The organism is Mesorhizobium sp. M0968 (genome assembly GCF_040319065.1).
GTDB lineage: Bacteria > Pseudomonadota > Alphaproteobacteria > Rhizobiales > Rhizobiaceae > Mesorhizobium.
Map to the genome: position 1 here is coordinate 145,696 of NZ_JAMYNL010000009.1, position 26,373 is coordinate 172,068.

Here is a 26,373-nt window from a genome sequence, read left to right on the forward strand (position 1 = left end):
GCTCAGGACTCTCCAAGCCAGAATGTATCCGGCATATAGACACCGAAATAGGCGGTCGGGTCGTAGCCGTAGAGCGCCTTGTCAGGCAGATTGCGCAGCCGCGAGGATGCCAGAATCGGCTGATGCGTTCCGTTTACCGTGCCGATCGAAAACACCTGATCGGTATAGATCGACAGCATTGAATTCCAGATCTCGGTGCGCTCCGTGGCTTCGGTCGATGCGTTCCAGCGCTTGAGTAAAGCCATCAACTCGACCACGGGCGGAAGATCGGGCGCTTCGCCGACCTTGCCACGGGACAAGTAGTGAGCACCCCAGAGCGGCCATTGCAGCTGGTCATCGACGGTGGGGGCGAGTTGGTAGGGGTTCATGTCGGCGGTCGGCACGCCATTGTCGATGCCCGACCACATCGACATCATGATCTGGCCACCAAGCGCGCGGCTGCGGAAGATGTCGCGCTGCGAAGTCCGGATGAACAGGGCGATGCCGATCTTGCGCCAGTGATCGGTGATGAGCTCGAGCGCGTCGGTTTCCAGCGTGCTTTCGCCGGCCGTTTCCACTACGAGCTGCGCCGGGCGTCCGTCGGGGAGTATCCGCAGGCCGTCATCGTCACGCGCCTGAAGCCCGACCTCGTCGAGCAGGGCATTGGCCTGGTCGGGATCATGGGCGACCCAGGCTTTCGCGAATTCCGGCCGGTAGAGCGGGCTCTCCGGCAGGACCGTATCGGCACTTTCCTGCGCCAATCCGTAGAACACAGCCAAATTGATCTCGCGCCTGTCCACAGCGAGCGAAAGTGCGCGGCGCACGCGCACGTCACGAAAAAGGCCACGCCACACCTGGTCGGCACAATTCAGATTGGGCAGCAGCGCCAGCCGCGAACCTTGTGTGCGTTTCCAGAGATGCATCTTCACCGGGTAGCGCTTCTCCGCATCCTTCAGGAAGGAGTAATCGGTGAAGTCAATTCCCATGCCTTGCAGGTCGCTCTCGCCCGCACCGGTCTTGGCGGAAATGATCGCCGACGAGCTGACATTCATGACAATCCGGTCGACATAAGGCAGTTGCCGGCCATTCTCGTCTATTCGATGAAAGAACGGGTTCCGCTCGAAGACGAACTGCTCAGCCGGCGGCTTGGTCCGGTTCTGCCAGGGATCGAGCGTCGGCAGTTCCGGGTTCTCCGGGCGATACTGCCGCGACATGCGGATGTGCAAGAGCGTCCATTTCTGGGCCCGGTTCTCCTTCATTAGGCCGGCGAGCCGGAATGGATCTTGGTATTTCTTGTGGAACTGCTTGAGATAGGCGGCCGGCAGAACAAGCGATAGGGGCGAAGCAGCGGCGAGCTTGGGCAGGAAGTCGGGATTGGGCGCATCCCAACTATAGCGGACCGTCAACGGATCGACGATCTCGAAGCGTGGCGGCTTGCCGTCCGCCAGCAGGGCCGGGGCGAGCCCGCCTTGCGAAAGCTCATCGTTAAGCCAGACATCTTCCCAGCAATAGCGAAAATCCTCCGACGTCAGCAGGCTACCGTCAGACCATTTATGTCCTTCTCGTATCTTGAAAGTGAAGACACGATCATCCGCTACATCGAAACTTTCGAGAATGTCGGCTTGCAGGTTAAGCTTTTCGTCATAGCCGACCAGGCGAGCGTACCCGTAGATTGTCATCATCCGGATGTCTTTCTGGCTGCCGATGATCGTGCGCAGCGTGCCGCCATATTGGCCGGGCTGCCGGCCCATCGCGGCGAGGTTCAACGCGCGAGGGCGCTTGGGCAGGCGTTCGGCGAGTGCCGGCAGCGCTCTGGCCTTCAGCTGCGGCTCAAGAAATTCCGGCTCCAGATCGCCGGCGCGCAACGTGCCCGGCAGAAATGCCGAAGCCATGAGTCCAAGGACGGTGCGCCGGCTGATCAATGGCGTAGCTCGCTGAAATCGGCCGAACGTCGGGCCAGCACGACGTGGCCGCCGCCAAGATCGAGCGGCGACAGCATATCCTCGTCGCCCTCGTCGCGGAATTGCCGTCCCCATGCGCTGGTGTCGGAAGCGCCGCTGAGTTTCAGCGTCTTGAAATCCATCGGCCTGTCGAGATCGGGGAAAGGTACTGCGGCGACCAATGAGCGCGTGTAGGGGTGGACCGGTTTCCTAAGCAGAATTTCGCGCGGCGCGAGCTCGACGATACGCCCGCCGCACATCACCGCGATACGGTCTGCCATGTAGTCCACCACCGCGAGGTTGTGGGATATGAACAGGTAGGTCAGGCCCAGTTCCTTCTGCAGGTCCTTCAGAAGGTTCAGGATCTGCGCCTGGACAGAGACATCGAGTGCCGAAACCGGCTCGTCGCAGATCAGGAGTTCAGGCCCCAGCGCCAACGCGCGCGCGATGCCGATACGCTGACGCTGCCCGCCGGAGAAACTATGCGGATAACGCTTTATGAAGCGCGGGTCGAGCCCGATTGCCTGCATCAGGCTCTTGACCGTGGCGAGTCGGGACGCGGCATTGCCACGTCGATGGATTTCCAGCGGCTCGCTCAAAATGTTCTCCACCGTCATGCGGGGTGAAAGCGACGAAACCGGATCCTGGAATACCATCTGGATTTTCGCGCGCAGCATGCGCAGGGCGTCTCCCTCGGCTTCCAAGACGTCGATCGGGCCATCGCGGCCATTGAAGATCACAGAGCCGCCGGTAGGGGTGACAGCCCGCATGAGGATCTTGCTGACGGTGGTTTTGCCGGAGCCGCTTTCGCCGACAAGACCCAGGCACTCACCCCGCCTGATATCAAAGCTCACGCCGTCCACGGCGCGAACAGAGGTTTGATGATCTCCGCCGAACCATCCGGACTTGCGGATCGTGAAGGTCTTTGTCAGATCGCTGACCGATAGCAGGAGGTCGTTCGGCCCCTTCGATGCCGGCGCCGTCTGCTTGCCGAGCAGGTTCCCGACATTCACCGGCACCTCGCGGAGCGCCTTTAGCCTTTCGCCGGGCTTCAGGTCGAAATGCGGAACGGCTGCCATCAGGCCCTTCAGGTAAGGGTGGCCCGGCCGGCGGAATATCGCCTCCACGGGTCCCGCTTCCATGATCTCGCCATGGTACATGACCACCACCTCGTCGGCGACATTGGCGACTACGCCAAGGTCGTGCGTGATCAGCAGCATCGCCATGTTCAGCTTCGTCTGAAGCTCGCGCAGCAATTGCAGGATTTGCGCCTGGATGGTCACGTCCAACGCCGTCGTCGGCTCGTCGGCGATCAACAGGGCGGGCCGGCAGATAAGCGCCATGGCGATCATGGCGCGTTGACGCAATCCTCCCGAAAGTTCAAAGGGATACATGTCATAGGCGCGCTTGGGGTTGGGAAAGCCGACAAGGCCGAGCATTTCCTCGGTCCGCGCCTTGCGCTCCACCCGGGCCATGGGCGTATGAATCTGCAGTGATTCGCTGACCTGATTGCCGATCGTATGCAGCGGCGACAGCGATGTCATCGGCTCCTGAAATATCTTGCCGATGCGGCTGCCTCTCAACGCCCGGATTTCGGTTCCGTCACGCGGCATCTGCAGGATATCCTGCGTCGTACCGGGCTTTTTTGGATCGGAAAACAGGATACGGCCGCGAACATGGGCTGTGTTCGGCAAAATGCCCATCACTGCCTGGCTGAGAACCGATTTTCCGGAGCCGGACTCGCCCACAAGCGCGGTAACCTTGCCGGGCAGGACGCGAAGATTTGCACGCCTGACAGCATGCAACGGTCCCCCTATAATGGCAAAAGAGATGCCAACATCCTCGATCCGCAGCAGATCAACGCCCAAATTCATTCTCACACCAGCCCCCACTCTGGCACGTCCAGAAGGCGAGACTAACGCATTGCCAGCCTAGAGCAACTTGGATTCGAACAGTCGCCAGTTCCCTGGCGGAACCGGCGACCGGACTGCATACCAAACGCGTTCGGATCAGATCGTGGCGGTTACTGGAGCTTCCTCGGGTCGCCCGCGGACGGCCGCGCGGCATTGCGATGAAGCAGCATGACCTGCTCGGCGTCCGATATTCGGTCGTAAATCGGCTCCAGCGCACCATCTTCGTCGAGCGACAGAGCACCCGACAAATCGGGTGAAAGCACCGTTAGCTTCTGCCTGATGCCCGCCAGTTCCTCCATGCCGAGCGCCAGCCAGTTGTTGGCGCCGCAATAGCTGGCGAAGTCTTTGCTGGCGAGAACGCTGTGCGGATATTTCTTGGTCAGGGTCTGGAGGCGCTGGACCTCGTTTACAGCCGAGCCGAAGACAGAGAATGTGAGCCGGTCGGTAAGCCCGACATTGCCGAACATCACATTGCCGACATGCAGGCCGATACCATAGTTTATGTCGCTCAATCCCTGCTGCTTTCTGCGCAGATTGAGATCCATCATGCGCGCGGTGGCCTTGTGCGCTGCCGCAAGAGCAGCCTGGCAGGCGATCTCGGACTGCGAACGGTGCCTTGCGCAAGGGTAGACGGCAATGAAGCCATCACCTATGAAACTCATGATCTGCCCGCCCTTGCGATTGAAAGGTGCAGCAGCGGCGTCGAAAAACTGGTTCAGCGTATCGATATAGACTTCGCGGCCGGAGGTTTCGGCAAGTCTTGACGACCCGCGCATGTCGCCCATGACCAGTGCCGCCCGGATTGTATCACCCTCGCCGCGCTTGATCTGGCCTTCGAGCACGCGCCTGCCGGCGTCGCCGCCGAGATAAGTGGTCATCATGTTGTCGGCAAGCTTGGTGAGCACCGCCATCTTGGTTGCGATAGCGAGATGGTTCTGGATGCGCAGCAGCGCCGAAATCATGCTGTCGCTGAAGCCTGCAGCACTGTCGGTGGACCAAGACCCGATCATGCCCTGACTGGTGTTGCCGCTGAAGGGATGGACAAAAGCCATGTAATCGGTGACGCCCATCAGCTTGAGGTCATCGAAAACAGGAAATTCCGACGGCACCGACGGGTCGAGCCGGCGCCGCAGATGGTCCAGCTTGTGGCTGAGCAGATGGTAGTATGGGCTGGTCAGGAATCTGTCGGAATGAACGCCGTTCTCCTTGCGGAAGCCTTCCACTTCCAGGCCCTGGCCGCGGAGCCAGGTGAAGCCGAGCGCGTCATAAAGCGGATGAAGCATCGAAAAGCTCAAATGCACCCGCTTCAACGGCAGGCCGGCAGCAGCCAGCCGTTCACAAAAGCCCCTTACCAATGTTTCCAGGTCGTTGCCCGCCAACGCCGATTGGGTCAGCCAATCGGCAACCTTATCCATGAGAATGGCAGAAATTTCTGCTTGCGCTGTGCTCATGCTATCTCGAAATCTCCTTGATCCGCCACAAATTCGCCGGCTCGGACGCCGTCAGGCCTTCACCACCGTCTCTCGGGCTAGCCCGAGGCGGCCAAAAACATTGCGTGTGTCGACGATCAGTAGAGCGTGATCCGCGATCGCCTGATAGTCGATCGCGTCGTGGTCGGTTGCAACGACGACAGCGTCGAAATCCTTCAAGGCCACCTCGGTCAATTCGACCGAGCGACGCCCCTTGATCGCCATATGCTCCCGTGTGGCCGGGATTTCGGTAACATGCGGATCGTGGAATTCCGCCTTGCCGCCCCATTCCTCGATGAGTTCAATGAGCCGCAATGAGGGGCTTTCGCGGATGTCGGGCACATTCTTCTTATAGGCGAGCCCGATGATGAGAATGCTCGAGCGGCTGAGCGCCTTGCCGCAGCGCCGGTCCAGCGCCTTCGCCAGTTCATCGACCACATGACGCGGCATGGCCGTGTTGATCTCTGCCGCCAGCTCGATGAAGCGGGTCGGCAGTTCGTATTCGCGAGCCTTCCACGTCAGGTAGAAGGGATCGATCGGAACGCAGTGCCCGCCAAGTCCAGGGCCGGGATAGAAAGGCATGTAGCCGAAGGGCTTGGTCTTTGCCGCCTCGATCACCTCCCAGATGTCGATTCCCATCGCACCGAGCACGATCTTCAACTCGTTGACGAGGGCGACGTTGACCGAGCGGAAGATGTTTTCCGTCAGCTTGACCGCCTCGGCGGTCGCCGTGGTGGAAACCGGAACGACGGTCTTGACCACGCCATGGTAGAAAGCCTGCACGAGCGTCGCCGCTTCAATGCCGTCACCTGCCACGACCTTGGGGATCGTCGCGACTTCAAAGCTGCGGTTGCCGGGATCCTCGCGTTCGGGCGAGAAGCCGAGGAAGAAATCTATCCTCGACTGCAAGCCGGTTTTTTCCAGGATGGGCTTGATCACGTCGTCGGTGGTGCCGGGATAGGTGGTCGATTCCAGCACGATCAGCTGGCCGAGACGCAGATGCTTCGCGATGGTGCCTGCGGTGTTCCTGACAAAGGAGAGATCCGGCTCGCGGTGTTTCGTCAGTGGTGTCGGAACGCAGATGATGATGACATCGCAGACGGCCAGTTCGGCAAAATCCGCAGTGGCGCGGAACTGTCCGCTTGCCACCTGGCCGGCAAGAGCTGTCGACGTCACCGCCTCGATGTAGGATTGGCCGTTGTTCAGGCTCTCGACCTTCTGGCCTTCGATGTCGAAGCCGGAAACCGGGAAGCCGGCGCGTGCGATCGCAACCGCCAGCGGCAACCCGACATAGCCCAGTCCGATCACGCCGACTTGCGCGGCACGCGTCGAAATCCGGTTCAGAAGACGGTCATATGTCGATCGTGAGGCGTCCAAAAATCTGCTTCCCGTCAATTCGGACAGGCCGTCCGCTTCCATGGTGAGGCTCACCGCTCACAAGAGCCCCGAGGCATATTGCGGAAAATCGATGTCCGCAAGCGTCAGACCGGCACCTTCGCCTTAAGGCTTGCGGCAGCCATCGCATAGCCGCCGGCGGCGCCATCGATGAAATGAACGTGATCGCGCTGCAGCGGCGATGCGACGAGGCATGTCATCAAGGCCGATTTCTGGCGGTGCAGGCCATAGTTGCAGATGCCCGCCTCTTCCGCCTGTTTCAGCCGGTCCTCGATCCGTTGCAACACATCCGCGTCAACGTCGATGGTCATCTTCAAGCCATCGTCGAACTTCCGGAAATCCGAATTGCTGGCCACTTCGCGTTTGTAGATCTTCGGATCGAATCTGCCGATCGTCCAGCCATATCTATCCGTAACAGCCGTAAGAGTCATCAGGAACACTATCCACAGCTTCGACAGCCACCGCCGTCCTGCCGGCGCCGTGGCTCGCGCTTCGATATCGAGGCCGGCGGGCAGCATACTGTAGTCCGGCCCGTTCACCGGCACCGGGTGGCCATCGCGTTCCTGCCTGCCGGCAAGGGCGATGATGTCGGAAACCAGAAACTGAAAACCGCGCAAGTCGCGCGACGCCCCCGGTATGGCTATGATCGAGACGATTTCGCCATGGCGGGCTTCGATCGGGTTCCAGCGGCACGAGAGGCCGGTCAGGTCCGGCCGCGCGCCGGCCGGCGCAGGATCGATGCGGTAGCGCCCCGCTTTCATCTCGGCTTCCGCCCAACTGCCACCACCTCCGGCGAACATGGCATAGAAGACCGCATCGGAGGCCTGGAACCTCGCCACGCGAACGTCGAGGCCTTGCGCTCTTATATCCTTTATCGGCACGATTGCGGCACGCAAGGTCAGGTCCAGTTCGTCCGCCACCCATCTCTGGACAGCCGCCAGCGCGTTGCGGGTGATCTCCAGCGCCGAGCCGGGAAACGCCACGAGCGCACCGTCGCCGCCGAAGACAAAGGGAAGATCTTGCCTACCCAGCGCATTGAGCAGCGCCGAAATGACGCTAGCACCGGCCATATTGACGGTTTTATAGCGCCCCGCCTCGATCGCCTTGGTCGAGCCGACGATGTCTGCGGTGGCCAGCGCCCAGCCATCGGGGAGAGGCCGATAGTTATCGATATCGGCAACGCTTTCGAACTTTGCGAAGACCGGCAGAGAAGCGACAAACGGATCGGACGCGGCAGCTGTTTCCATGAGCATCAAATAGCACATTCCAGTGCTTGAGGGTGAAGTCGATCATGCTTCGAAATTGACTTGCGCAGGCTTTCCGATGATAGGGTCCGGCGATGCGAATTGCCTTCTACGCGCCGCTGAAGTCGCCCAATCATCCCGTTGCCTCCGGCGACCGCCAGATGGCACGGATGCTGGTCAAGGCACTGGAGCATGGAAGGCATAGCGTCGAATTGGCATCCGAATTGCGCTTCTATCTACGCGAACCGGATTCGAAAAGTTTCGATGCGCTCAAGATCGAGGCCCGGGAGGAAGCCGCGCGGCTGGCAAGGCTTTGGGATCGTGACGGCAAGCCCGATCTGTGGTTCACCTATCATCCCTATTACAAGGCACCCGACCTGATCGGGCCCGAACTGGCGTTGGCCTTTGGTGTCCCCTATGTGACAGCGGAAGCCTCCTATTCGAGGCGGCGCAACACCGGTTTGTGGGCCGATACGCAAGCGTTGGTGGCGCGAGCCGTCGAACAGGCGGCGCTGAACATCTGCTTCACGCAAAGGGATCGTCAGGGACTGGCAGATGCGGTACCCGACGCCGCTTTCGGCATGCTTTCGCCCTTCATCGACACATCGCTATTCCGGGAAACGCCGGCACGGGGTTGTCCGTCGCGCCTCGTTACCGTCGCCATGATGCGCCCGGGCGACAAAGTCGAAAGCTATGGCATGCTGGCGCAGGCGCTCGGTTCGATCGGTCACCTGCCCTGGACGATGTCGGTCGTCGGGGACGGACCTGCCCGCGAGGAGATCAAAGCGCAATTCGCCGGCTTGCCCGCCGAGCGCATCGAATGGCTTGGCGCGATTGAGCCAGCCGCCGTGCCGGATGTCCTCTACAGTGGGGGAATTTACGTCTGGCCGGGTTTCGGCGAGGCCTATGGTGTTGCCTATCTTGAAGCACAGGCCGCCGGCCTTCCGGTTGTGGCTCAGGACATCGCCGGCGTGCCGGAGGTCGTGCGGGATGGCCAGGCCGGGTTTCTCACCCCGCCGGGCGATGTGGCGGCGTTCGCTTCTGCCATTGAAAGGCTTCTGGCCCGTAACGACGAAAGATCCATCATGGCCGCAGAAGCCAGACGTTTCATCCTCGAAGAACGTTCTATCGGTGCTGCGGCGGCGCGTCTGGCCGAACTTCTTGCAAAGATCCCGGTCTCATGACATCCGATCAGATCTGGCAACCCTTGGTGGAGGAACTGGCGAGCCGGCAACGGGCGGACCGTAAGGCAGAGTTCTGGCTGCGCGACGATGACGCCGTGGATCCGACGCCTGCGCTTGATCGGTTGCTCGACCTCACTGGTGAATTCGCGGTTCCGGTGACTCTGGCCGTCATTCCCGCCCTGACTGACGAGAAGCTTGTCGTTCGGCTTGACGAGGCGCCGCATGCCACGGTCGCCATCCATGGCTGGGCGCACCGAAATCATGCGCCCGAGGGCCAGAAGAAGCAGGAGCTCGGCGCGCATCGGCCACGCGAGGCGGTGCTCGATGATCTGGCTCGCGGGCTGGCGCACGTAACCGGCCTGCACGGCGCACGTGCTGTTCCGATGCTGGTACCACCCTGGAACAGGATCGACGCCGGCTTGGTATCCGACCTTGGATCGATAGGATTTTCGGCATTGTCGGTCTATGGGCCGCCAAGGCCGGCTTCACTTGCGGTCATCAACAGCAATGTCGACATCATGGATTGGCATGGCACGCACGGCTGCCGCGATCATGGCCTATTGGTTCAGGCTATCATCGCGCAATTGCAGCATGCATTCGATGGGGGCGAACCGGTGGGCCTGCTCACCCACCATCTCGTACATGATGAATCGGCCTGGCTCTTCCTCGAACGGCTGTTCACAGTCACCGCAAAGACTGAAGCCTGCGCATGGCTTCCGATCAGGACATTGATCGGGCGCAGCGCCGGTGGAACAATTCCAGGAAAGTGTGAACGGTTTCCGTCCGGAATTGCGTCAAGACAAAGAGATAGAGGAAAATAGCTCAGCGCTTTTTGCGCAATGAGACTGGAATGTTGAGCGTCTGGCCATCCCGCGCGGCAAAAGCGCCGGTAAACCTGTCCTTGGCCAGTTTCTGGATCTTGTCCAGTTCCTTGTCGGTGCGTGTCGGATCGTGGTGAAACAGCGCAAGCCTCCGCGCACCTGCCGCCTCACAGAGTTTGACGCCCTGTTGCCACGTCGAGTGCCCGTAACCGCGGCGGCGTTCCATTTCCTCCTCGGTGTAGGTGCAATCGTAGATGACAAGGTCGGCATCTTCGATCAGGCCGAGCACCGTCTGATCGAGTTTGTCCGGGTCGTGCTCAGTGTCTGTGATCACCGCCACGACGCCGCCACCCCATTCGACCCGGTAGCCTATGCAGCCGCCCGGATGCATAAGACTGCCGGTTCGGACCACCACCCCTTCGCGCGGGCGAAGCACGTCTCCGGATACGAAATCGCGATAGTCGAGGCTTGCCTTGCAGGCCTCCAGTTTCACCGGAAACCACGGCGGCCGCATGAACTCATCGACCATCTGCCGGGTCGTCATGTGTCCTGCAAGATGCCCGGACCAAAGCGTAACCTTGGCGCCCCGATCATAGATCGGCGCAAAAGACGGCAGCCCGATGATGTGATCGTAATGGCAATGGGTGAAAAGCAGGTCGAAATCGGTCACGCCCAACGCCTGAAGCGCCGCGCCGGCAGGCCGTAGGCCAGAGCCTGCGTCGAACAGAAGCGTGTGCTTACCGCATCGCATCTCGACGCAGATTGAGTTGCCGCCATAGCGAGAGAATTCTGGGCCTGATACCGAAATGCTGCCGCGGACACCCCAAAACCTGACCAGGAAAACGTTGTCGTCCATGCTACCCCTTCGCCCATCATATCCAAACAACTGCTGCTAGGCGAGACAGACAGGCTTTCTCCGGGTGATCTTCTCAGCGAGAGGACAGTGCCGTCACGACGGCGAGGATCGAGCGCACGTCCTTCGTTATTTGGCGCTTCGTGCGTCGATCAGATCCGCGGTCGTATGGCTTAGGCGATCGGCAAGAACCCGCAATATCTCGATGGTCATTTCCGGGAACTCCCTCATAAGCCTCAGGAAATGATCCTTGCGGATTCTCAGGGCTTCCAGCGGACTTGCCGCTCTGACGGTGGCAGTGCGGGAGCTGTTGCACAATATGGCGATCTCGCCAACGATCGAATTTGGCTCCAGTTCGGCAACTTTTATCGGTCCGCTGTCGGAATCGACAAGAATATCCGCTCTGCCTGAAAGGATGACATAGGCGGCGTCTCCCTCGTCGCCCTGCCGGAAAAGGATCTGGCCGGCGCTGTAGCTCACACGATCGGATGTGAACGCAAGCAGCTTGAGCTTTGTCGGCTCGATGGCAGAGAACAAGGGAACGCGTTGCAGCATTCCAACTTCATCCTTGAGCAGCATTGTCGCAAACCTTCCAAAATTCGCGTTTGCCAGACTAGAGCAACGGACGCCCCGATGGAATCAATTCTCTTTCCGGGATGGCGAGACAAACCACGCGAAAGGTGGCGAGCCGGATGTCGTGCACCGGCAGAATGATCCCATCTGAATATCCGTTGCTCTATGACAACAGTTCCTTGAAGATACCGTTCCCTGCCAAAAGTGTCTCGTGTGTTCCGTCTTCCGCCAATTGACCCGAGTCGAAGACGATAACGCGATCGAACATCATCGCCATTGCCGGACTCGTCACGACCCACACAATTGCCGGCGAATGGCCGTCGCGCCTGGCTTCCTCGAGCACATTTCGCAGCACCTTATCCTGCATGCGCTGATCGAGCGCCGACAGCGGCCGGTTGAGAATGAGAAAATCGGGACGCTTGAGCAAGGCCCGGGCAACATCGAGCTTCTGTCGCTGTCCACCGGTCAGGCGCCTGCCGCCGGAGCCGACGTTGAAGTCCAGGCCGACATCCAGAAGTTCGCCATAAAGCCCCAGTTCGTCAAGAATGTCATAGACGATGGAGCGTATGCGGTCGGGCGCGTCCGGATGATTGTTGCCCACACGCCCGAACAGGACATTATCCATGACGGTGGCCGCGGCAATGTATTTGGCAGGATCATACCGTTCGACCGCATTGTGCAGCTCGGGCGGCAGGTCTTCATAGAACCGGTTGCGTGCAGCGACGATCTTGCTCATCAGCTCGTCGCTCAGCAGGCCGAAGCGGTGCCGGGGCTCGATGTAGGCAAAGCTCAAGGTAACGATCATGGCGCGATCGTTTTCCGAAACCGCCTCGTAGGGACGGTTCTTGAGTCGTTGCAGCAAGGTTTCGTAGGCGGGTATCTCCTCCGCGCTCATGAAGGCGAGCTGCTGGAAGAACTGGTGATCGGGCGGCAGGTCGGCAAACAGCTCGATCGCCTGTTTGGCGATCTCCAAGCCCATTTCGTAGAGCGTTCGGTCGAGGCCGGCTTGCCTCAGCACGGAAGCAAAATAGGGATTGGCCGCCAGGGCCCTGTCGGCCAGTTCGGGGCCGGCGGCAGCACCGAAGAGCAGGTTTTGGCCGATCGTTGCTTCCTTGTTGTAGGCGCCCGGTTCGAAAGGAACCACCAGTCCGCTCAGCCCCTCTTGTTCCAGCCGGGTCCGCAGCGCCGCACGCAGTTCGACGATCCGCCTGGCAAGCTCCGTGTGACGCGTGAGGTCGGCCGAAGAGCGCAAGCCGAGATCCAGAATGTCACGCGACAGAACAACCGCGTCGAGCACCCGGCGCACGGCTTCAAAGAGGTCGTGCGGGCCGGTAGCGCCAGCGGAAGCATAGTTGATCCAGTCGCTGTGGATATCAAGATCCGGATTGCCCGACCGGCGCGCCTCGTGAATGTTCCAGCGTTGCTGATCTGCCGCAGCACCGTCATAAGGCACCGATGTCAGCGGTGCATGCTTCAACCCGTAGAGCAGGTTGTCGCGGAGGCTTGCCTGGAACAGGAAAACATCCGACGAGGCATACGACATGCGCCGGCCGGTTACTGCTTCGGGGAGTTCAAGCAGGTCGTCGGTGCCCGAAGCGACCCTTCCGCTGTCCGGCCAGGTCAGCCGCGCGAAGGCTTCTGCAAGCGCCTCCGCTCCACCTGTTGCGGTACTGACCAGTGCCACCGTCTCACCCGGCTTGACCTGGAGGGAGATACGGTTGAGGAGCATTGCACCACCATCGTCTGCTACGGACAGATTGATCGCCGACAGCGGCTTGGTCATCGGATCGGGATCGTCGATCGTCAATGCCCCGATTTTCGGCGCGATGAGACCTTCGACGGTGAACTGTTCAACGACCTGTTGATATTTGACCTGGACATCCTGCCGATCCTGATCCCAGTCGATCAGTTCCTTCATCGGTCCGGGCAGGTCCTTGTAGGCGCCGATCACGGCCACGAGCTGGCCGACGTCCAGCCGCCCCTCAAGGACCAGATACCCGCCGATCATGTAGAACAGAAAGGGCGTGAGCTGCGCGAGAAAATTGTTGAGGAACTTCACCATGAATTTCCATTGGTAAAGATCGAAGCGGATCTTGAAGATGAGCCCGAGCCGGGCAGCTATGTCGGCGCGCTCGTAGTTTGATGTATCGTGGACGTGAACCGCGCCGATGCCGTCGACGATTTCGCCAACCCGGCCCGAAAGCGCGCGCGCGGTCAACTGCCGTTGGCGCCCGAGCACGATCAGCCGCCGCCGCATTCGCGGGATGAGCACGATCTGGATCGCCACGATCACGACCGCTATCATTCCGAGCCAGACGTTCTGGATCATGATGAACAGCATGGCCGTCAGCGCTTGGCCGCCGAGCAGTACCGGCTGCAGGAAGGCGTCGCCGATGAAGCCGCCCAGCGGCTCCACCTCGTCCTTCACCATGGTCGCCACTTCGGCGGATTTCACCCGCTTGAAATAAACCGGCGGAAAACGCAGCACACGGTCGACCAGATCGAAGCGGATACGCCGCAGCATGCGTTCGCCGAGGCGGCCCTTGTAGGTGTTGATGTAGAATTTGAACAGGCCGTTGATGACGACTAGCAAGAGGAACACAAGGCTCAGGGCAAACAGGGTCTCCTTGCGGTCGAGCTGAAAACCGGAGAAGAACTGGACCTCTCCAACGAACGGCAGGTTATAGTGTAGCCTCATGAATGGCTGGGTCGCGCCCGGTTGCTCGAAGCCGCGACCTTGGATCGGTCCGTTGACGATCAGCTTCGGCAGGTCGAAGGACATGAAATACGGGATCATCGAAAGCACGACGATCATCAATATCCAGAGTTGCTGCTTCTTGGTGTGCGTCCAGATATAGCGGGCTAGGCTGGCTTCCATATGCGACTGTGGACCCTTCAGTTGGAAGGATGCAGGATGTAAAAGCACCTGCTGGCGAATGGCGTATCGGCAATTTCTTCATCGCCAACGACAAGCTCGAAGCTGCTGTGCACGGACATTGTCCTGCGCTCAACGATGCAAGAAACCTGCGAGGCGGCGCGATCCAGTTCCGACGCATGGTCGATGGCATCGACATGGGCATTGTTGATCGGCGAAGACAGCGGCTGGCCAAACGGTCCGCGGCTTTCGTAGGGCTTTGGCGAACAGCCGAGCGGCACGAGGCCGCAGCTGCGCGGCTGGTGCTGGCGGATGGACGCCGATGATCCGGACAGATGCAACAGGCTCTCTCCGGCACCGGGCAATAGCCAAGCGGCTTGCAGCATGATCACGTCCGCGGAATCAAACAGTCTTGCGGGAGGCAAGATTGCGTTGTGTCGCCCAAAATCCCAACATACAAGACGAATTATGATGGATGTCACGCAACCACGCAATGCCATGGACTGGCACGAGCAAGCCTTAGACCTCACGCGGGGAATTGCTGCTTATGTCAACTGCCCTCTCGTGGCAGGGCTGGCGCGGGTCGTCGCCAAGCATCCGAAGGCCGATATCGCCAACGCCTTCAACCACAAGCAGGTCGCCTGCAAGATGTGGGCGCTCGACAGGCTGTTCGAAAGCGGCGGCGGCCGCTTCGGACGCATATGGGTTCTGGGTGGATGGTACGGCGTATTGCCGGCAATGCTTTTCAACGACGCCCGCTTCGACATCGCGGCGGTCGATAGTATCGACATCGATCCCGAAGTCGCGCCGGTCGCCCGGACCCTCAACCGGGAAGCCGGCGACCGGTTCCGGGCGCTGACGGCAGATATGTACGCACTCGACTATGCGGCCGGGCGGCCCGATCTGATGATCAATACGAGCTGCGAACACATAGCCGATCTGCGCGCCTGGCTTGCTCTGCTTCCGCCGGGCACGAATGTACTGCTGCAATCGAACGATTATTTCAGCGAGCCGACGCACATCAACTGCGTGGCTTCGCTTGCAGCCTTCGAGGAAATGGCGGCGCTACGGGAGGTGCGGTTCTCCGGCGAACTGCCGACAAAAAATTATACGCGCTTCATGCTGATTGGAACTGTTTAATGCATTTCGCCCAAAAGCGCGTAGCGGTTTGGGACAACGACACGCATAAAAACAGGACATGAAGCGCGTCGCACGAATCTCACCAGGCGCGGCGCGCGTTAGAGCATTTGCAGGAGTGTGGAAACGGCTTTCCGTCCGGAATTGCGTCAAAACAAAGAGACAGAGCGGTTCTGCGTGAAACGATGAAGCGCTCTAGGATCTATCGTCTGTTCAATCATGAACTTTTCCGAAACCGGGCCCCACATTTAGGGACCATGTTCGATGCCGCTCGCGCAGGATTTGCGCGGAGCGACGCGCGCCTTCCAGATCGAGACGATGCGCGGATGGCGTCGGTTCCACAAGCGCTTGTTCGATCGCTTGCGCCAAACCTTCAGGCGTCAGGTCCTTTTCCATCAGCACCGTTGCAAGACCGAGTTCTTCGAGCATCAGGGCGCGAACCGTCTGTTCGGTTTCCCCGCCGGCTGCAAATGGGACGAGCAGGGAGCGACAACCCGCGCGCAGGACATCGCAGACCGTGTTGTAACCCGCCTGCGAGACTGACAGGCGGGCGCCGGTCAGCAGGCTGGCGAAATCCTCGCGGAACCGGAAGATGGACAGGCCCGGCGTGGCATCGCGTGCGATCGCGTCAAACTCGTCTTTCGGCAGGTTTGGGCCGGTGATCAAACACCATTTCCAAGCGTTGTTGGCATTCCGCGCCGCTGCGATGGTGGATCTGACAAGGCTCTTTCCGGCAGCCCCGCCGCCAACCGACACCAGAACGTCGAAGCGCTCGGAGGCCGCGGGCGATGGCGGCGCGGCAACGAGCCCCGTGTAGGTGACCTCGGCCCTGATCGCCCCAGCCAGTGGAAATGTCTTGTCGATGGTTGCGAAAGCCGGATCGCCGTGGACCATAACAAGATCGAAATGCCTGTTGATGAGATCGACCGTTTCCTCGTTTCGGCCCAGCTTGACGCGCTCCTGGAGGATATCACGGACGGACGTCGCCAGCAGCGGTCTGGGCGACGTCGCGTCGATCGCCTCGATCAGCGGCAAGAGTTCGAAACGCATCTGCCGGCGTCCAAATGGAAACGCCTCGACAATGACGATATCAGGCCTGCAATCCCGGAATGCCTGCAGCAGCATCTCTGAACGCCATTTCTTGAAATCATCGTCGATCGGGTTGCCTTGCAGGTCGACAAGTCCCGAAAATCCTTCATCACCGGAGGTGACAGGTGGCAGGGTTACAGATTGTACACCCAATCCCGGAAACCCGGCGATCGGCGCTCCGCCGGTCACGACGGTAACGTCAAACCCGTCATCGACCAGAGCCGCCGCAATGCGGCTGGCGCGCGCGAGATGGCCGATGCCGAGCAAGTGCTGGACATAGAAGAAAGCGCGCAGCCGCTTCATTCGGCGGCCCGCCACTCCCGCTCGAACAGTTCCTTGAGCTGTCCAATGCTTGCCATGTGATCGAAATTGGCGCGCACGCGCCGCTCTGCGGCGTCGCCGAGGCGGTCGCGGAGCACGGGATCTCGGATCAGGCGCTCCAGCGCCTGTGCCAGGGCAATCGGGTTTTCCGTCGGAACCAGCAACCCGGTTTCATCCGGCGATAAAAGCTCCGGCACGCTGGAAATATCGGTCGACACGCAGGCAAGCCGCTGGCTAGCCGCCTCCACCAGAACATTCGGCAGACCGTCGCGGTCGCCATTTGCGGTGATCCTGCAGGCCAGGGCGAAGATGTCGGCGCGGCGGTAGTGCTCAAGCACCTCCTCCTGCGCAAGCGCGCCTTTCCAAGAGACGCGACCATCCAGGCCGAGCTTTTGCGCCAGCGCCTTGAACCGTTCCAGTTCTTCGCCGCCGCCGATATGCTCGAAACGCCACGCCAAATCGCCGGGCAGCAGGGCAAGGGCCTCCAGCAACGTATCGTAACCTTTCTTTTCAACGGCTCGCCCGACACTCAGAACGACAACCGGTTCGTCCGGAGCCGAGCCGTCATGCTGCTTTCGCGCTTCGCCGAAACTGCCGAAGCGATCAAGGTCGAGCCCATGATAGCTCAGATGCACAGACGAGTTGCCGTTAGCGAGTTTTTTCAGACGGTCGAAGCCGGTTTTCGTGCAGGTGACCGTCCAGCGCGCCGAGGAAAGCTTGCCGGCCAGATCCCAGTCCGCCGAAGTCCAGATGTCCTTGGCATGGGCAGAGCAGGTCCAGGGCTGGCCACGAAGCTGGCTGGCATAGCGCGTCACCGATGCAGGCGTGTGCGCGAAATGTGCATGCAGCCAGCCTGCGTTTTCCGGCCATTCGGCCGCCAGCACGAGCGCTTGCCCGAAGCGCCGTGCGCGATTGCGCGTAAAGTCGCGGGGCATATCGGCAGCCAGCGATCCGAGCGCGCGCCAGAAGCCCGGACGCAGCAGATAGGCAAACAGCGAGCGAAGCACGCGCAGCGGCTCTTCATGCAGATATTCCGGCAGATAATGGATGGGCGCTTTGATCTCGTCATGCACGGGGTGGCGTTTTTCGTCGGTCGGCCGCCTGAGCGCGACGAGTATCAGGTCGAACCCCGCACGCTCAAGACCAAGCAGTTCCTGCGCGATGAAGGTTTCGGACAGCCGCGGGTAACCCTTCAGAACCACGACGATCTTGCGGTGTTGCAACTCAGGTCATTCCTTCAATGACCGAAAGGTGATGGCCGGCCCGCCGGTCGAGCAGTTCCGCGACGATTTCGGAAATATGAGGCAGCCCTTCCAGCGTCAGATGCGGATTGCTCTGCGATGGGCGGGGCCGGTCCGGCAGCACCTTCAGTGCATCGGCAAACCGCCGGGAATCCTCGGCTTCTTCCGGCAAAAGCATCTCGATGAGGCCGAGTTCGGCTGCGCGCCGTGCGCGGATCAGTTGTTCCCGGCGGGGCTCGACGCGCGGCACGATCAGCGCCGGCTTGTCGAAAGACAGTATCTCGCAATAGGTGTTGTAGCCGCCCATCGCCACTACCGCCTTGGCGCCGGCAATCAGGTCTTCCATGCGGTTGTCGAACTCGATGATCTTGATGTAAGGGATCTTGGACCCCTTCTTGAGCAGCTTGTTGCGCTTGCGCGCCGGCATGTAAGGCCCAAGCACGATCAGGGCTCTATGCTGCAATTGCGGATCCTGCTGATAGGCATCGATGACGTCGTGGATCAGATCGGCGCCGTCACCGCCGCCACCGGTAGTAACGAGGATATAGTCGCCCTCGGGCCGGTGGCCGGGCAACTCGTTCCGCTGCAGGCTCCGTTGCAGGAACCCGACGAACCTCATCTTTGCCCTGACAGCCGGGGGCACATTCAAGCCCGTCAACGGATCGTAGAAATCCGGCGGACCATAGGCCCAGACCTTGTCGTAGAAGACGCCTATCTTGCGCATCACGTCTCTGCGCGCCCACTCTGCTTCGAGCAGATGCGGCGCATCCATCACCTCGCGCAGGCCAAGCACCAGCGTGGTGCCCCGCGTCTTGAGGTAGGACAGCGTGTCCTCAATCTCACCGCGCAGGCCGAGCGGTTCCTTGTCGACGATGAAGATATCGGGCCGGAAGGTCTCAGCTGTATGGCGGATGATCGACTGGCGCATCCTTAGCGTCTCATGCAGATCGATGTCCTTTTCCAGCGAGGTGTATTCGCCGTTGCGCAGCTTGATGACGCTGGGGATCTTCACGAAGTCGACACGGGCGCGGTAATCGAAGGCGCCAGCGATAGTCGCACCCGAAATGATGAGCACCTGAAGTCCGCGGAAATCCTCGACCAGCGAATGCGCGATAGTCCGGCAGCGCTGCAAATGGCCGAGCCCGAACGTGTCGTGGCTGTACATGAGAATTCGAGCGTTTTCTGCGTGCTGGGTCATTGTTGAACGTCTCTTAGAATTCTCGCCTTGAGGACCGTGCGACCCGCAGGATTCGAAATCATCCTCGCGGGTCTACCGACCTGTTCTGAAACATGAGGGCGCAATTTTCAATTCGTATTACAAAGAGGGTCCATATGCTGAAACCAGGAAGCTACGTCTGCTCAGCGGCCTGCTTGCCACGTGGTCCAGAAGAACCTGCATCATTTCACTGGTATTGACCATCTCGGATTCTCGGCGGCCTTGACCGCTGCGAAAAACGTGGAAACTCCAGAATGGAATAAGGTATGGGCTGGGTACTTCACTTCGAGCGTCTAAGCCAAGCTCCTAAACCATGATGTGCCTTGGCGGTGGGAAGCCGGAGCGTTGACGGAGTATGGGACACGTTCGAACCGCCTAGATCTTGACTTCTCAGACCAGAATCTAAGGGTCAGGAGTTCGACTCTTTTCGGGCGAGCCAATTGAACTCACTAGCTTTTTGGACGCCATGGGCACATGAACTCGCCGATTGCAGGCGTGTCAAAGCTGACCTGTTTACCGCCAACGACAGCGCCGGCCTTCGGGCCAGTATCCGAGTCTTCGATCCCTTTTCCGGTTGTACCGCGCAGGTAATATTCGGCTTCCGCATATATTCGAGATTGAGGGCGAACCGGAAAAAAATGTCTTCGTCTTTGACCTCATCCTGCGCATAGGCCCGGGAAATCGGGGCAAGGCCGGTGGCCGAAGCGAGCGTTGCTCCCAGGCCAAACTGCAACGCGCGGCGGCGCGAAACACGAAATGCAGGCGTGACGCGGATCATGGCTTCCTCCCAAAAGCCCGCCGGCATCAAACATTTTGGCACCTCAAAAGCGCACCTGCGCTCCCAACTTCACGAAATGTGGAATGTTCCTCAATCGCCTTGAATGATCTCACCGATGGCCGAGCAGCTAGGTTTCCTCGACCCCAGCCTGATGACAGCTGACGCACACTGCGCTGTAGCGGCGCCGGATCTGCCGGCAGCAAAAATCCCGCCGCTGCGGTCGTCCGAAGTACGCTGTCGATAAAATCCAGGACTTTTGCGTATCGATTTCGGACCAAGGTCCGTCTTGTAGAATACTGTATTTGAACAAAGCTAGGTAACAGCCGACTTTCGGATTCGAAAGTCCTGACGTTTTTCATCTGAAACCCATCCTGGCGGGAGGGCGACTCGAAGGAGGAACTATGAAAACGCGCACCTGTCTATTCGCGACCGTAGCCGCTCTCACCCTTCTCGCATCTCCGGTACTCGCTGCCCCCGGGGGCAATGGCAATGGCAACGGCAATGGCGGCAGCAACGGTAACGGCGGAAACTCGGCCGGGGCCGGCTCGCAGGGACACGGAGCCGCCACTTCCGCCGCGGCCAAGGACAAGTCGACGACCGGCGTTGCTCATGCAATGGCGGTCGTTGCCACGACGCCGGCCTCACCGCAGGCTACGCTGGCCTTGCAGGCAGCGCTGGACAGGAAGGCCGCGAAAGACGCGGCAGACACTGCCGACGACACCTCTGACGAAACCCAGTAAGCATTCCAAAAACAGACCACTTGTCGCGTTGAAAGCCGTGGTTCGCCGCGGCTTTTTTCGTTTCCCGACGACGAACTCTCAAGGTGAACAGCGCTTCCAGAAAAAAGCTGCTCCACGGCGGCACTGAAGCTACGCTAAGGCCAAACGCCGCCGCATCGGCGTCGGATTCGAGTGCATTCGAGGAGATCCCATGGCCGGCTTTGTCGACCGCGAGCGCGCAACTGACCTGATGCAGCGCGCCGGCATCGAGGCGCTGGTGCTTTGCGAGCCCGAGGCGTTCCAATATGCCACCGGTGCCTGGATCGGCCCGGCCGGCCTGTTCCGGCGGGCCGGCGCCGGTTTCGTCGTTATTCCCAAGCGAGGCGACCTGCCGATCGGCGTCGTGGTGGCGGATTTCCAGGCTGCCCAGCTCCGGGCGGCGATGGCCGGCGCCGTGCTGCGCACGCATGCGATCTGGATCGAATCGGTGTCGCTCGAGCCGGCGACGGCCGACCGGCCTGTTGCGCAGCGCATCGAGGCCGGCCTGGTTGGCCGCGCCCCCGGTTTTTCACGTCCGGCGACCTTCGAGCTTGCCCGCTCCGTCCGCGAGCTGAAAACGATCCTCGCAGAATTCGGGCTGGAGCGTGCGACGCTCGGCATCGAGCTGGATTTCGTCTCGGCCAGCGATTTTTCCGCGATGCAGGCAATGTTGCCGGGCACTGCCCTGGTCAACGGCTCGCCGGTTCTCGACAGGCTGCGGGCAATCAAATCGCAGAGCGAGATCGACCTTCTGCAGCAGGGCATCGCCCTGTCGGAGGCCGGCCTGTCGCGGCTGCAGCAGCATGCGACGACCGGCATGCGTCAGTCTGAGCTGGTCGCGCTTTACCGGCAAGGCGTCGCGGATGCAGCCGCCGGGTCGTCGCAGCAAATCTCGACGGCGGAGTACGTCACGCTGGGCGCTCGCCCAAAAGGCGCCGACGTCGTCGCCGCCGCCGGCGATCCGCTGAGGGCCGACATGGTGTGCAGCGTGAACGGCTATGCCTCGGATATGTCGCGGAATTTCACCTTCGGGCCGCCGTCGCCCGAACAGGCCGAATTGCATGCGATAGCCGAACGCGCCTTCGCCGACGGGCTTGCCGCGCTTATGCCCGGAAAGCCGTTAGCCGCCGTGCATCGCGCCGCCAGCGAAAGCCTGGCGCGCCAGGGCCTGCGTTCCTATCGCCGCGGCCATTTCGGCCACGGCGTCGGCAATTCCGTGTTTTCCGAGCAATGGCCGTTCATCTCGGCCGACAGCAATGTCGTGATCGAGGCCGGCATGGTGCTGGCATTCGAAATCCCGCTCTACATCGACGGTCTCGCCAGCTTCAATCTCGAGGACCAGTTCCTGATCACCGCCAACGGGCCGTCGCCGATGAACCGCCTGCCGAGGCGCCTGGATATTATCGCTTGAATCCAGCCGTTATCTGGCGCCGGCCACGCCCCTGCGGAAATCCGACGGCGACATGCCGGAAAGCTTGCGGAACGACTTGTTGAAGGCACTGAGCGAGCCGAAGCCCGATTCCATGGCGACGCGCAGCACATTGGCATCCTGATGCATCAGCAGCGCCTGCGCGTAGCTGAGGCGCAGCAAGTTCACATATTCATTGAGCGTCATGCCGGTCGATTTCTTGAAGATGCTCATGGCGTATTTGGGATGGATATCGGCCGCCGCGGCGATGTCGACGCAATCGATTTCGTAGAGGAAATTCTCGGCGATGAAGTCGCACATGCGCCCGACATTGCGCAGCGATTGCTGATCGAAGGGACTGCCTATCTCCTGTTCGACCGGGGTTTCGGGCACCAGCCGGTAAGGCTCGAAGCGCACCCGCTCCAGCCGCAGCAAAAGCTCGTTGACGGCATGCTCGGCCTTGACCGGGTCGCCGGAGCGGGCATAGCGGTTCCAGCGCTCGAAATTGTGGTCGTCCGACCGGTCGGTGGCGTCGGTCACCAGTGTCGCGCCGGTCATCAGTCTGTTGCGGACCTCGACGGGCAAATGCAGCCGGAAGAAATGCACCAGCGGCAAATGCGCGCCGGCATAGATGGCATCGTCGGAGGCTTCGTCCATCTGGTGCGGCAGGCCGCCCCAGAACAGGCACATGTCGCCCGCAGAAAGCGAAAGCCCGTGCCCATCCATGCGGTAATGCACGGCGCCACGCACGATGAAATTCACCTCGACCTGGGCGTGCCAATGCGGCTTTAGCATCACCAGGGGCTGGGTGTGGAACATCTGCAGCAGCAGCGGCAGGCCCTCCACGCTGCTGGCGCCAGGCTGGTAAAACGGCCTTTCCGGCATCTTACTTTCCGCTCATTTCTTATTCCCTTTGTCGCGGACAAGGCTTTCCCGAGGCCTAGTCTAGCCACGCTCGCAAACAGAGAGCAACTGAAATGGGAGGATTTCAATGCGCATAAAATTGACCTGCGCCGCGCTCGCGCTTGCCTTGGGCTCCAGCCCGGCCTTTGCGCAGTCCGGTGAAATCACGATCTGGAGCTGGAATATCGCCGCTTCGTCGCTGAAGGCCACCATAGCGGGCTTCAACAAGCAGTATCCCGACATCAAGGTGACGGTCGAGGACCTTGGCAACCAGCCGACCTACGACAAATCAATCGCCGGCTGTGCCGCCGGCGGCGAGGGGCTGCCTGACATCGTTACGATCGAGAACGGCGAAGCCGAAAACTACTGGAGCCAGTTCCCGGATTGCTTCGTCGACCTGCATACGCTCGGCTACACCGCGGAAGACCAGGCAAAATTCCCCGACTTCAAGCGTACCGAGCTCGAGGTTGACGACAAGGCCTATGCGATGCCCTGGGATTCCGGTCCAGTGGCGATGTTCTACCGCCGCGACTTCTACGAGAAGGCTGGCGTCGATCCGTCCTCGATCAAGACCTGGGACGACTTCATCGCCGCCGCCAAGAAAATCCAGGCCGCCAATCCCGGCGTCACGATGACCAACGCCGATTTCAACGGCGATTCCGAATTCTTCCGCATGATCTCCAACGAGCAGGGTTGCGCCTACTTCTCCGCCGACGGGCAATCGATCACGGTCAACCAGCCCAAATGCGTCGATGCCATGACCAAGATCAAGGAGATGAAGGATGCCGGCATCATTTCCTCTGCCGACTGGAGCACCAAGATCACCAACAACACCGCCGGCAAGGTCGCCACGCAGATGTATGGCGGCTGGTATGAAGGCACCGTGCGCACCGAATCGCCCGATGGAGCAGGCAAATGGGGCGTCTATCTGATGCCGAGCCTGACCGCCGACGGTCCGCGCGCCGCCAATCTCGGCGGCTCCTCGCTCGCCATCACCTCGGTGTCGAACAACAAGGAAGCCGCCTACGCCTATCTGAAATACACGCTAGGGACGAATGAGGGCCAGATCACCATGCTGAAAGGCTTCGGCTTGGTGCCGTCGCTGATCTCGGCGCTCAACGACCCTTATGTCTCCGAAGGCCTGCCCTATTGGGGTGGCCAAGCCGTGTGGAAGGACATCCTCGGCACCTTGCCCAAGGTCGTCCCCAGCCGCGGCACGCCGTTCCAGAGCGACGCCGAAATCATCATCCGCGCGGTGCAGACCAAATATCTGGCCGGCGGCTATCCCGACGCCAAGGCAGCGCTCGACGATGCCGCAAGCCAGATCGCCGCGGCGACCGGCCTGCCGGTCAAGTCGTGATCTAGACGAGGCGGCTCCGAGCGCGCGGCTCCCCTTCTCCCCTTGTGGGAGAAGGTATCGCCGAAGGCGACGGATGAGGGGTGCTCCAGCTTGGCGCCGGCGGCACTCCGGCCATCACCCCTCAACCGTCTCTGCGCTACGCGCCGATCCACCTTCTCCCACAAGGGGAGAAGGCAAGAACTTGAAAGCAGAAAGGAGGAAAACGATGCGCTACCAGAACGCCACGGCGTATCGCTTTCTCGCGCCGTATCTGCTGATTTTTTCGATCTTCTGGCTGTGGCCGATCATCGATTCCTTCCTGATCTCGTTCCAGGCGACGCGCACCGTGCCGTGGCGCTTCGCGCCGACCTTCAACTGGGGCCGGCTGATCGGCGATCCGGCCTTCTTCAATGCCTTGAAGAACACATTGCTGATCCTTGTCATCCAGGTCCCGGTGATGATTTCGCTGGCGATTGTGATGGCGGTGCTTTTGAATTCGCCACTGCTCAAGGCCCGTGGCCTGTTCCGCTTTGCCTTCTTCGCGCCGGTCGTGGTCGGCGAGGTCGCCTATTCGGCGGTTTTCCGGCTGATGTTCAATCTCGACTACGGCATCATCAACAAATTGCTGAACAGCATCGGCCTGCCCAGTGTCGACTGGTTTACCAATGTCACCCCGGCGATGGCGGTGATCATGATGGCGGTGACGTGGCGCTGGGCCGGCTACAACGCCATCATCCTGCTCGCCGGCCTGCAGTCGATTCCCGAGGATGTCTACGAGGCGGCGACCCTGGACCGGGTCAGCAAGGTCAAACAGTTCTTCTACATCACGCTGCCGCTGCTCAAGCCGATCATCGTGTTCTGCGCCGTGCTGTCGATCATTGGCACCATGCAGCTGTTCACCGAGCCCTTCCTGATCACCGAGCGCGGCGGGCCGGGCGGCGGCACCGAAACGCTCGGGCTGCTGCTTTACCGCCAGGGCTTCCGGTCGCTCAATTTCGGCTACGCTTCGGCCGTCGCCTACACCATGGCCGGGCTGGCGATTGCCATTTCGCTGGTGCAGATATGGCTGACGAGGGAACCGAAATGACCTCGCACTCAAGAGTCAGCCGCTCCCAGGCCAGATTGGGACGCAGCATCGCGCTGCATCTGTTCCTGACGCCGCTGGCACTGGTCTGGCTGTTTCCGCTGTGGATGATGGTGGTTTTTTCGACGATGCCCGACAACGGCATCTTCAGCCCCGATATCGAGCTTTTGCCGCATGGCAATTTCCTCGACAATGTCAGCAATCTGCAGCGCGGCACCAATTTCATCGGCGCCATCGGCATCTCCGTCTCGGTGGCGGTGACCTATACCTTCCTGTCGGTGATGCTGACCTCGATGGCCGGCTGGGCGCTGGCGCGTTACAACTTCTTCGGCAAGGGCATGGTCGTCGCCATCATCTTCGGCACCATCACGCTGCCCTATGCGGTCGTGCTGATCCCGCAATTCATCATGGTGGCGCGCGACTTCAAGCTCGCCAACACCTGGGTGGCGCTGATCGTGCCGCCGCTGTTCAATTCGCTGGGCGTGCTCTTCATGCGGCAGAGTTTTTCGATGATGCCGCACGAGCTGTTCGACGCCGCCAAGGTCGAGGGCGTCAAGGAATGGCGGATATTCCTGTTCGTCGCACTGCCTCTGGCGCGGCCGATGCTGGCGGCGCTCGCCATCATCCTCTTCCTTGCCTCCTGGAACAACTATCTCTGGCCGCTGCTGATCAATTCCAAGCCGGGCGCGATGACCGCGCCCGTGGCGCTCGGCACGCTGATCGGTCTCACCAAGGTGTCCTGGGGCGGCATCATGGCGGGCGCGGTGATGCTGACGGCGCCAATGCTCGTCGTGTTCGTGCTTCTGCAGCGCCATTTCGTTGCCGGCATCGCCGCCGGCGCCATCAAGTAAGG

General features: G+C 60.7%; 21 protein-coding genes and 1 pseudogene. 8 read left to right on the forward strand and 14 right to left on the reverse strand.

What is annotated here, in order from left to right; translation table 11 throughout:
- Positions 1 to 2 precede the first annotated feature (2 nt).
- The 5 genes from NKH67_RS18365 to NKH67_RS18385 all read right to left on the reverse strand — a co-directional run bounded on the left by NKH67_RS18365 (position 3) and on the right by NKH67_RS18385 (position 7,961).
- Positions 3 to 1,901 carry an ABC transporter substrate-binding protein gene (locus NKH67_RS18365; RefSeq protein ID WP_352470887.1) on the reverse strand — a complete coding sequence of 633 codons (1,899 nt, stop codon included), beginning with the start codon at positions 1,899 to 1,901 and terminating at the stop codon, positions 3 to 5.
- The gene (locus NKH67_RS18370; RefSeq protein WP_352500818.1) at positions 1,898 to 3,793 is read right to left on the reverse strand and encodes an ABC transporter ATP-binding protein; all 1,896 of its coding nucleotides are present in this window, start codon (positions 3,791 to 3,793) and stop codon (positions 1,898 to 1,900) included. Before NKH67_RS18370 ends, NKH67_RS18365 begins: the two co-directional genes overlap by 4 nt.
- A 149-nt stretch (positions 3,794 to 3,942) precedes the next feature.
- On the reverse strand, positions 3,943 to 5,283 hold the full coding sequence (locus tag NKH67_RS18375) for an adenylate/guanylate cyclase domain-containing protein (RefSeq protein ID WP_352470889.1): 1,341 nt from the start codon (positions 5,281 to 5,283) through the stop codon (positions 3,943 to 3,945).
- A 51-nt stretch (positions 5,284 to 5,334) separates the two neighbouring features.
- Positions 5,335 to 6,678 carry a nucleotide sugar dehydrogenase gene (locus NKH67_RS18380; RefSeq protein ID WP_352470890.1) on the reverse strand — a complete coding sequence of 448 codons (1,344 nt, stop codon included), beginning with the start codon at positions 6,676 to 6,678 and terminating at the stop codon, positions 5,335 to 5,337.
- Between the two features lie 104 nt (positions 6,679 to 6,782).
- Positions 6,783 to 7,961: a DUF3095 domain-containing protein gene (locus NKH67_RS18385; protein ID WP_352470891.1), complete on the reverse strand. Its 1,179-nt coding sequence runs from the start codon at positions 7,959 to 7,961 to the stop codon at positions 6,783 to 6,785.
- A gap of 74 nt (positions 7,962 to 8,035) precedes the next feature.
- On the opposite strand from NKH67_RS18385, the gene NKH67_RS18390 reads away from it, so the two are divergent.
- Both NKH67_RS18390 and NKH67_RS18395 read left to right on the forward strand, forming a co-directional pair.
- Positions 8,036 to 9,124 (forward strand): glycosyltransferase family 4 protein, encoded by a 1,089-nt coding sequence (locus NKH67_RS18390; protein ID WP_352470892.1) that lies wholly within the window; start codon positions 8,036 to 8,038, stop codon positions 9,122 to 9,124.
- Positions 9,121 to 9,945 carry a polysaccharide deacetylase family protein gene (locus NKH67_RS18395; RefSeq protein ID WP_352470893.1) on the forward strand — a complete coding sequence of 275 codons (825 nt, stop codon included), beginning with the start codon at positions 9,121 to 9,123 and terminating at the stop codon, positions 9,943 to 9,945. The genes NKH67_RS18390 and NKH67_RS18395 overlap by 4 nt, the downstream gene beginning before the upstream one ends.
- Position 9,946: 1 nt before the next feature.
- Here the strand turns inward: NKH67_RS18395 and NKH67_RS18400 are convergent, their stop codons facing one another.
- From NKH67_RS18400 to NKH67_RS18415, 4 genes are all read right to left on the reverse strand, one after another.
- Entirely contained in the window at positions 9,947 to 10,801 is an 855-nt protein-coding gene (locus NKH67_RS18400; protein ID WP_352470894.1) for an MBL fold metallo-hydrolase, read from the reverse strand.
- A gap of 126 nt (positions 10,802 to 10,927) precedes the next feature.
- Entirely contained in the window at positions 10,928 to 11,377 is a 450-nt protein-coding gene (locus NKH67_RS18405; protein WP_023675957.1) for a cyclic nucleotide-binding domain-containing protein, read from the reverse strand.
- Between the two features lie 157 nt (positions 11,378 to 11,534).
- On the reverse strand, positions 11,535 to 14,249 hold the full coding sequence (locus NKH67_RS18410; protein ID WP_352500819.1) for an ABC transporter transmembrane domain-containing protein: 2,715 nt from the start codon (positions 14,247 to 14,249) through the stop codon (positions 11,535 to 11,537).
- Between the two features lie 17 nt (positions 14,250 to 14,266).
- Complete coding sequence (locus NKH67_RS18415; RefSeq protein ID WP_352470896.1) at positions 14,267 to 14,632, reverse strand: hypothetical protein; 366 nt, start codon at positions 14,630 to 14,632, stop codon at positions 14,267 to 14,269.
- Between the two features lie 85 nt (positions 14,633 to 14,717).
- Here NKH67_RS18415 and NKH67_RS18420 point away from each other — a divergent pair, with 85 nt between their 5' ends.
- Positions 14,718 to 15,386: a class I SAM-dependent methyltransferase gene (locus NKH67_RS18420; RefSeq protein ID WP_352470917.1), complete on the forward strand. Its 669-nt coding sequence runs from the start codon at positions 14,718 to 14,720 to the stop codon at positions 15,384 to 15,386.
- 210 nt (positions 15,387 to 15,596) lie between these two features.
- Here NKH67_RS18420 and NKH67_RS18425 read toward each other — a convergent pair whose 3' ends face one another.
- The 4 genes and pseudogenes from NKH67_RS18425 to NKH67_RS18440 form a co-directional block, all read right to left on the reverse strand.
- Positions 15,597 to 16,775, reverse strand: coding sequence for a glycosyltransferase family protein (locus tag NKH67_RS18425; RefSeq protein ID WP_023675953.1), 1,179 nt, complete (start codon positions 16,773 to 16,775; stop codon positions 15,597 to 15,599).
- A complete protein-coding gene (locus NKH67_RS18430; RefSeq protein ID WP_352470897.1) occupies positions 16,772 to 18,016 on the reverse strand; it encodes a glycosyltransferase in 1,245 nt (414 codons plus the stop codon). Before NKH67_RS18430 ends, NKH67_RS18425 begins: the two co-directional genes overlap by 4 nt.
- Before the next feature lies 1 nt (position 18,017).
- Positions 18,018 to 19,232, reverse strand: a complete 1,215-nt coding sequence (locus NKH67_RS18435; protein ID WP_352470898.1) for a glycosyltransferase family protein — start codon at positions 19,230 to 19,232, stop codon at positions 18,018 to 18,020.
- A gap of 491 nt (positions 19,233 to 19,723) precedes the next feature.
- A pseudogene (locus NKH67_RS18440) lies at positions 19,724 to 20,028 on the reverse strand (ferritin-like domain-containing protein); the annotation flags it as partial.
- Between the two features lie 401 nt (positions 20,029 to 20,429).
- Between NKH67_RS18440 and NKH67_RS18445 the strand changes: the two are divergent.
- Together NKH67_RS18445 and NKH67_RS18450 are read left to right on the forward strand one after the other, a co-directional pair.
- A complete protein-coding gene (locus NKH67_RS18445; protein WP_352470899.1) occupies positions 20,430 to 20,768 on the forward strand; it encodes a hypothetical protein in 339 nt (112 codons plus the stop codon).
- 190 nt (positions 20,769 to 20,958) lie between these two features.
- The gene (locus tag NKH67_RS18450) at positions 20,959 to 22,197 is read left to right on the forward strand and encodes a M24 family metallopeptidase (protein ID WP_352470900.1); all 1,239 of its coding nucleotides are present in this window, start codon (positions 20,959 to 20,961) and stop codon (positions 22,195 to 22,197) included.
- A gap of 9 nt (positions 22,198 to 22,206) precedes the next feature.
- Here the strand turns inward: NKH67_RS18450 and NKH67_RS18455 are convergent, their stop codons facing one another.
- On the reverse strand, positions 22,207 to 23,079 hold the full coding sequence (locus NKH67_RS18455) for a helix-turn-helix domain-containing protein (protein WP_023675948.1): 873 nt from the start codon (positions 23,077 to 23,079) through the stop codon (positions 22,207 to 22,209).
- A 106-nt stretch (positions 23,080 to 23,185) separates the two neighbouring features.
- On the opposite strand from NKH67_RS18455, the gene NKH67_RS18460 reads away from it, so the two are divergent.
- The 3 genes from NKH67_RS18460 (at position 23,186) to NKH67_RS18470 (ending at position 26,371) form a co-directional block, all read left to right on the forward strand.
- Positions 23,186 to 24,457, forward strand: a complete 1,272-nt coding sequence (locus NKH67_RS18460) for an extracellular solute-binding protein (protein ID WP_352470901.1) — start codon at positions 23,186 to 23,188, stop codon at positions 24,455 to 24,457.
- A gap of 205 nt (positions 24,458 to 24,662) precedes the next feature.
- The gene (locus tag NKH67_RS18465) at positions 24,663 to 25,523 is read left to right on the forward strand and encodes a carbohydrate ABC transporter permease (protein WP_254817930.1); all 861 of its coding nucleotides are present in this window, start codon (positions 24,663 to 24,665) and stop codon (positions 25,521 to 25,523) included.
- Entirely contained in the window at positions 25,520 to 26,371 is an 852-nt protein-coding gene (locus tag NKH67_RS18470; protein ID WP_023675945.1) for a carbohydrate ABC transporter permease, read from the forward strand. The genes NKH67_RS18465 and NKH67_RS18470 overlap by 4 nt, the downstream gene beginning before the upstream one ends.
- Positions 26,372 to 26,373: the final 2 nt, after the last annotated feature.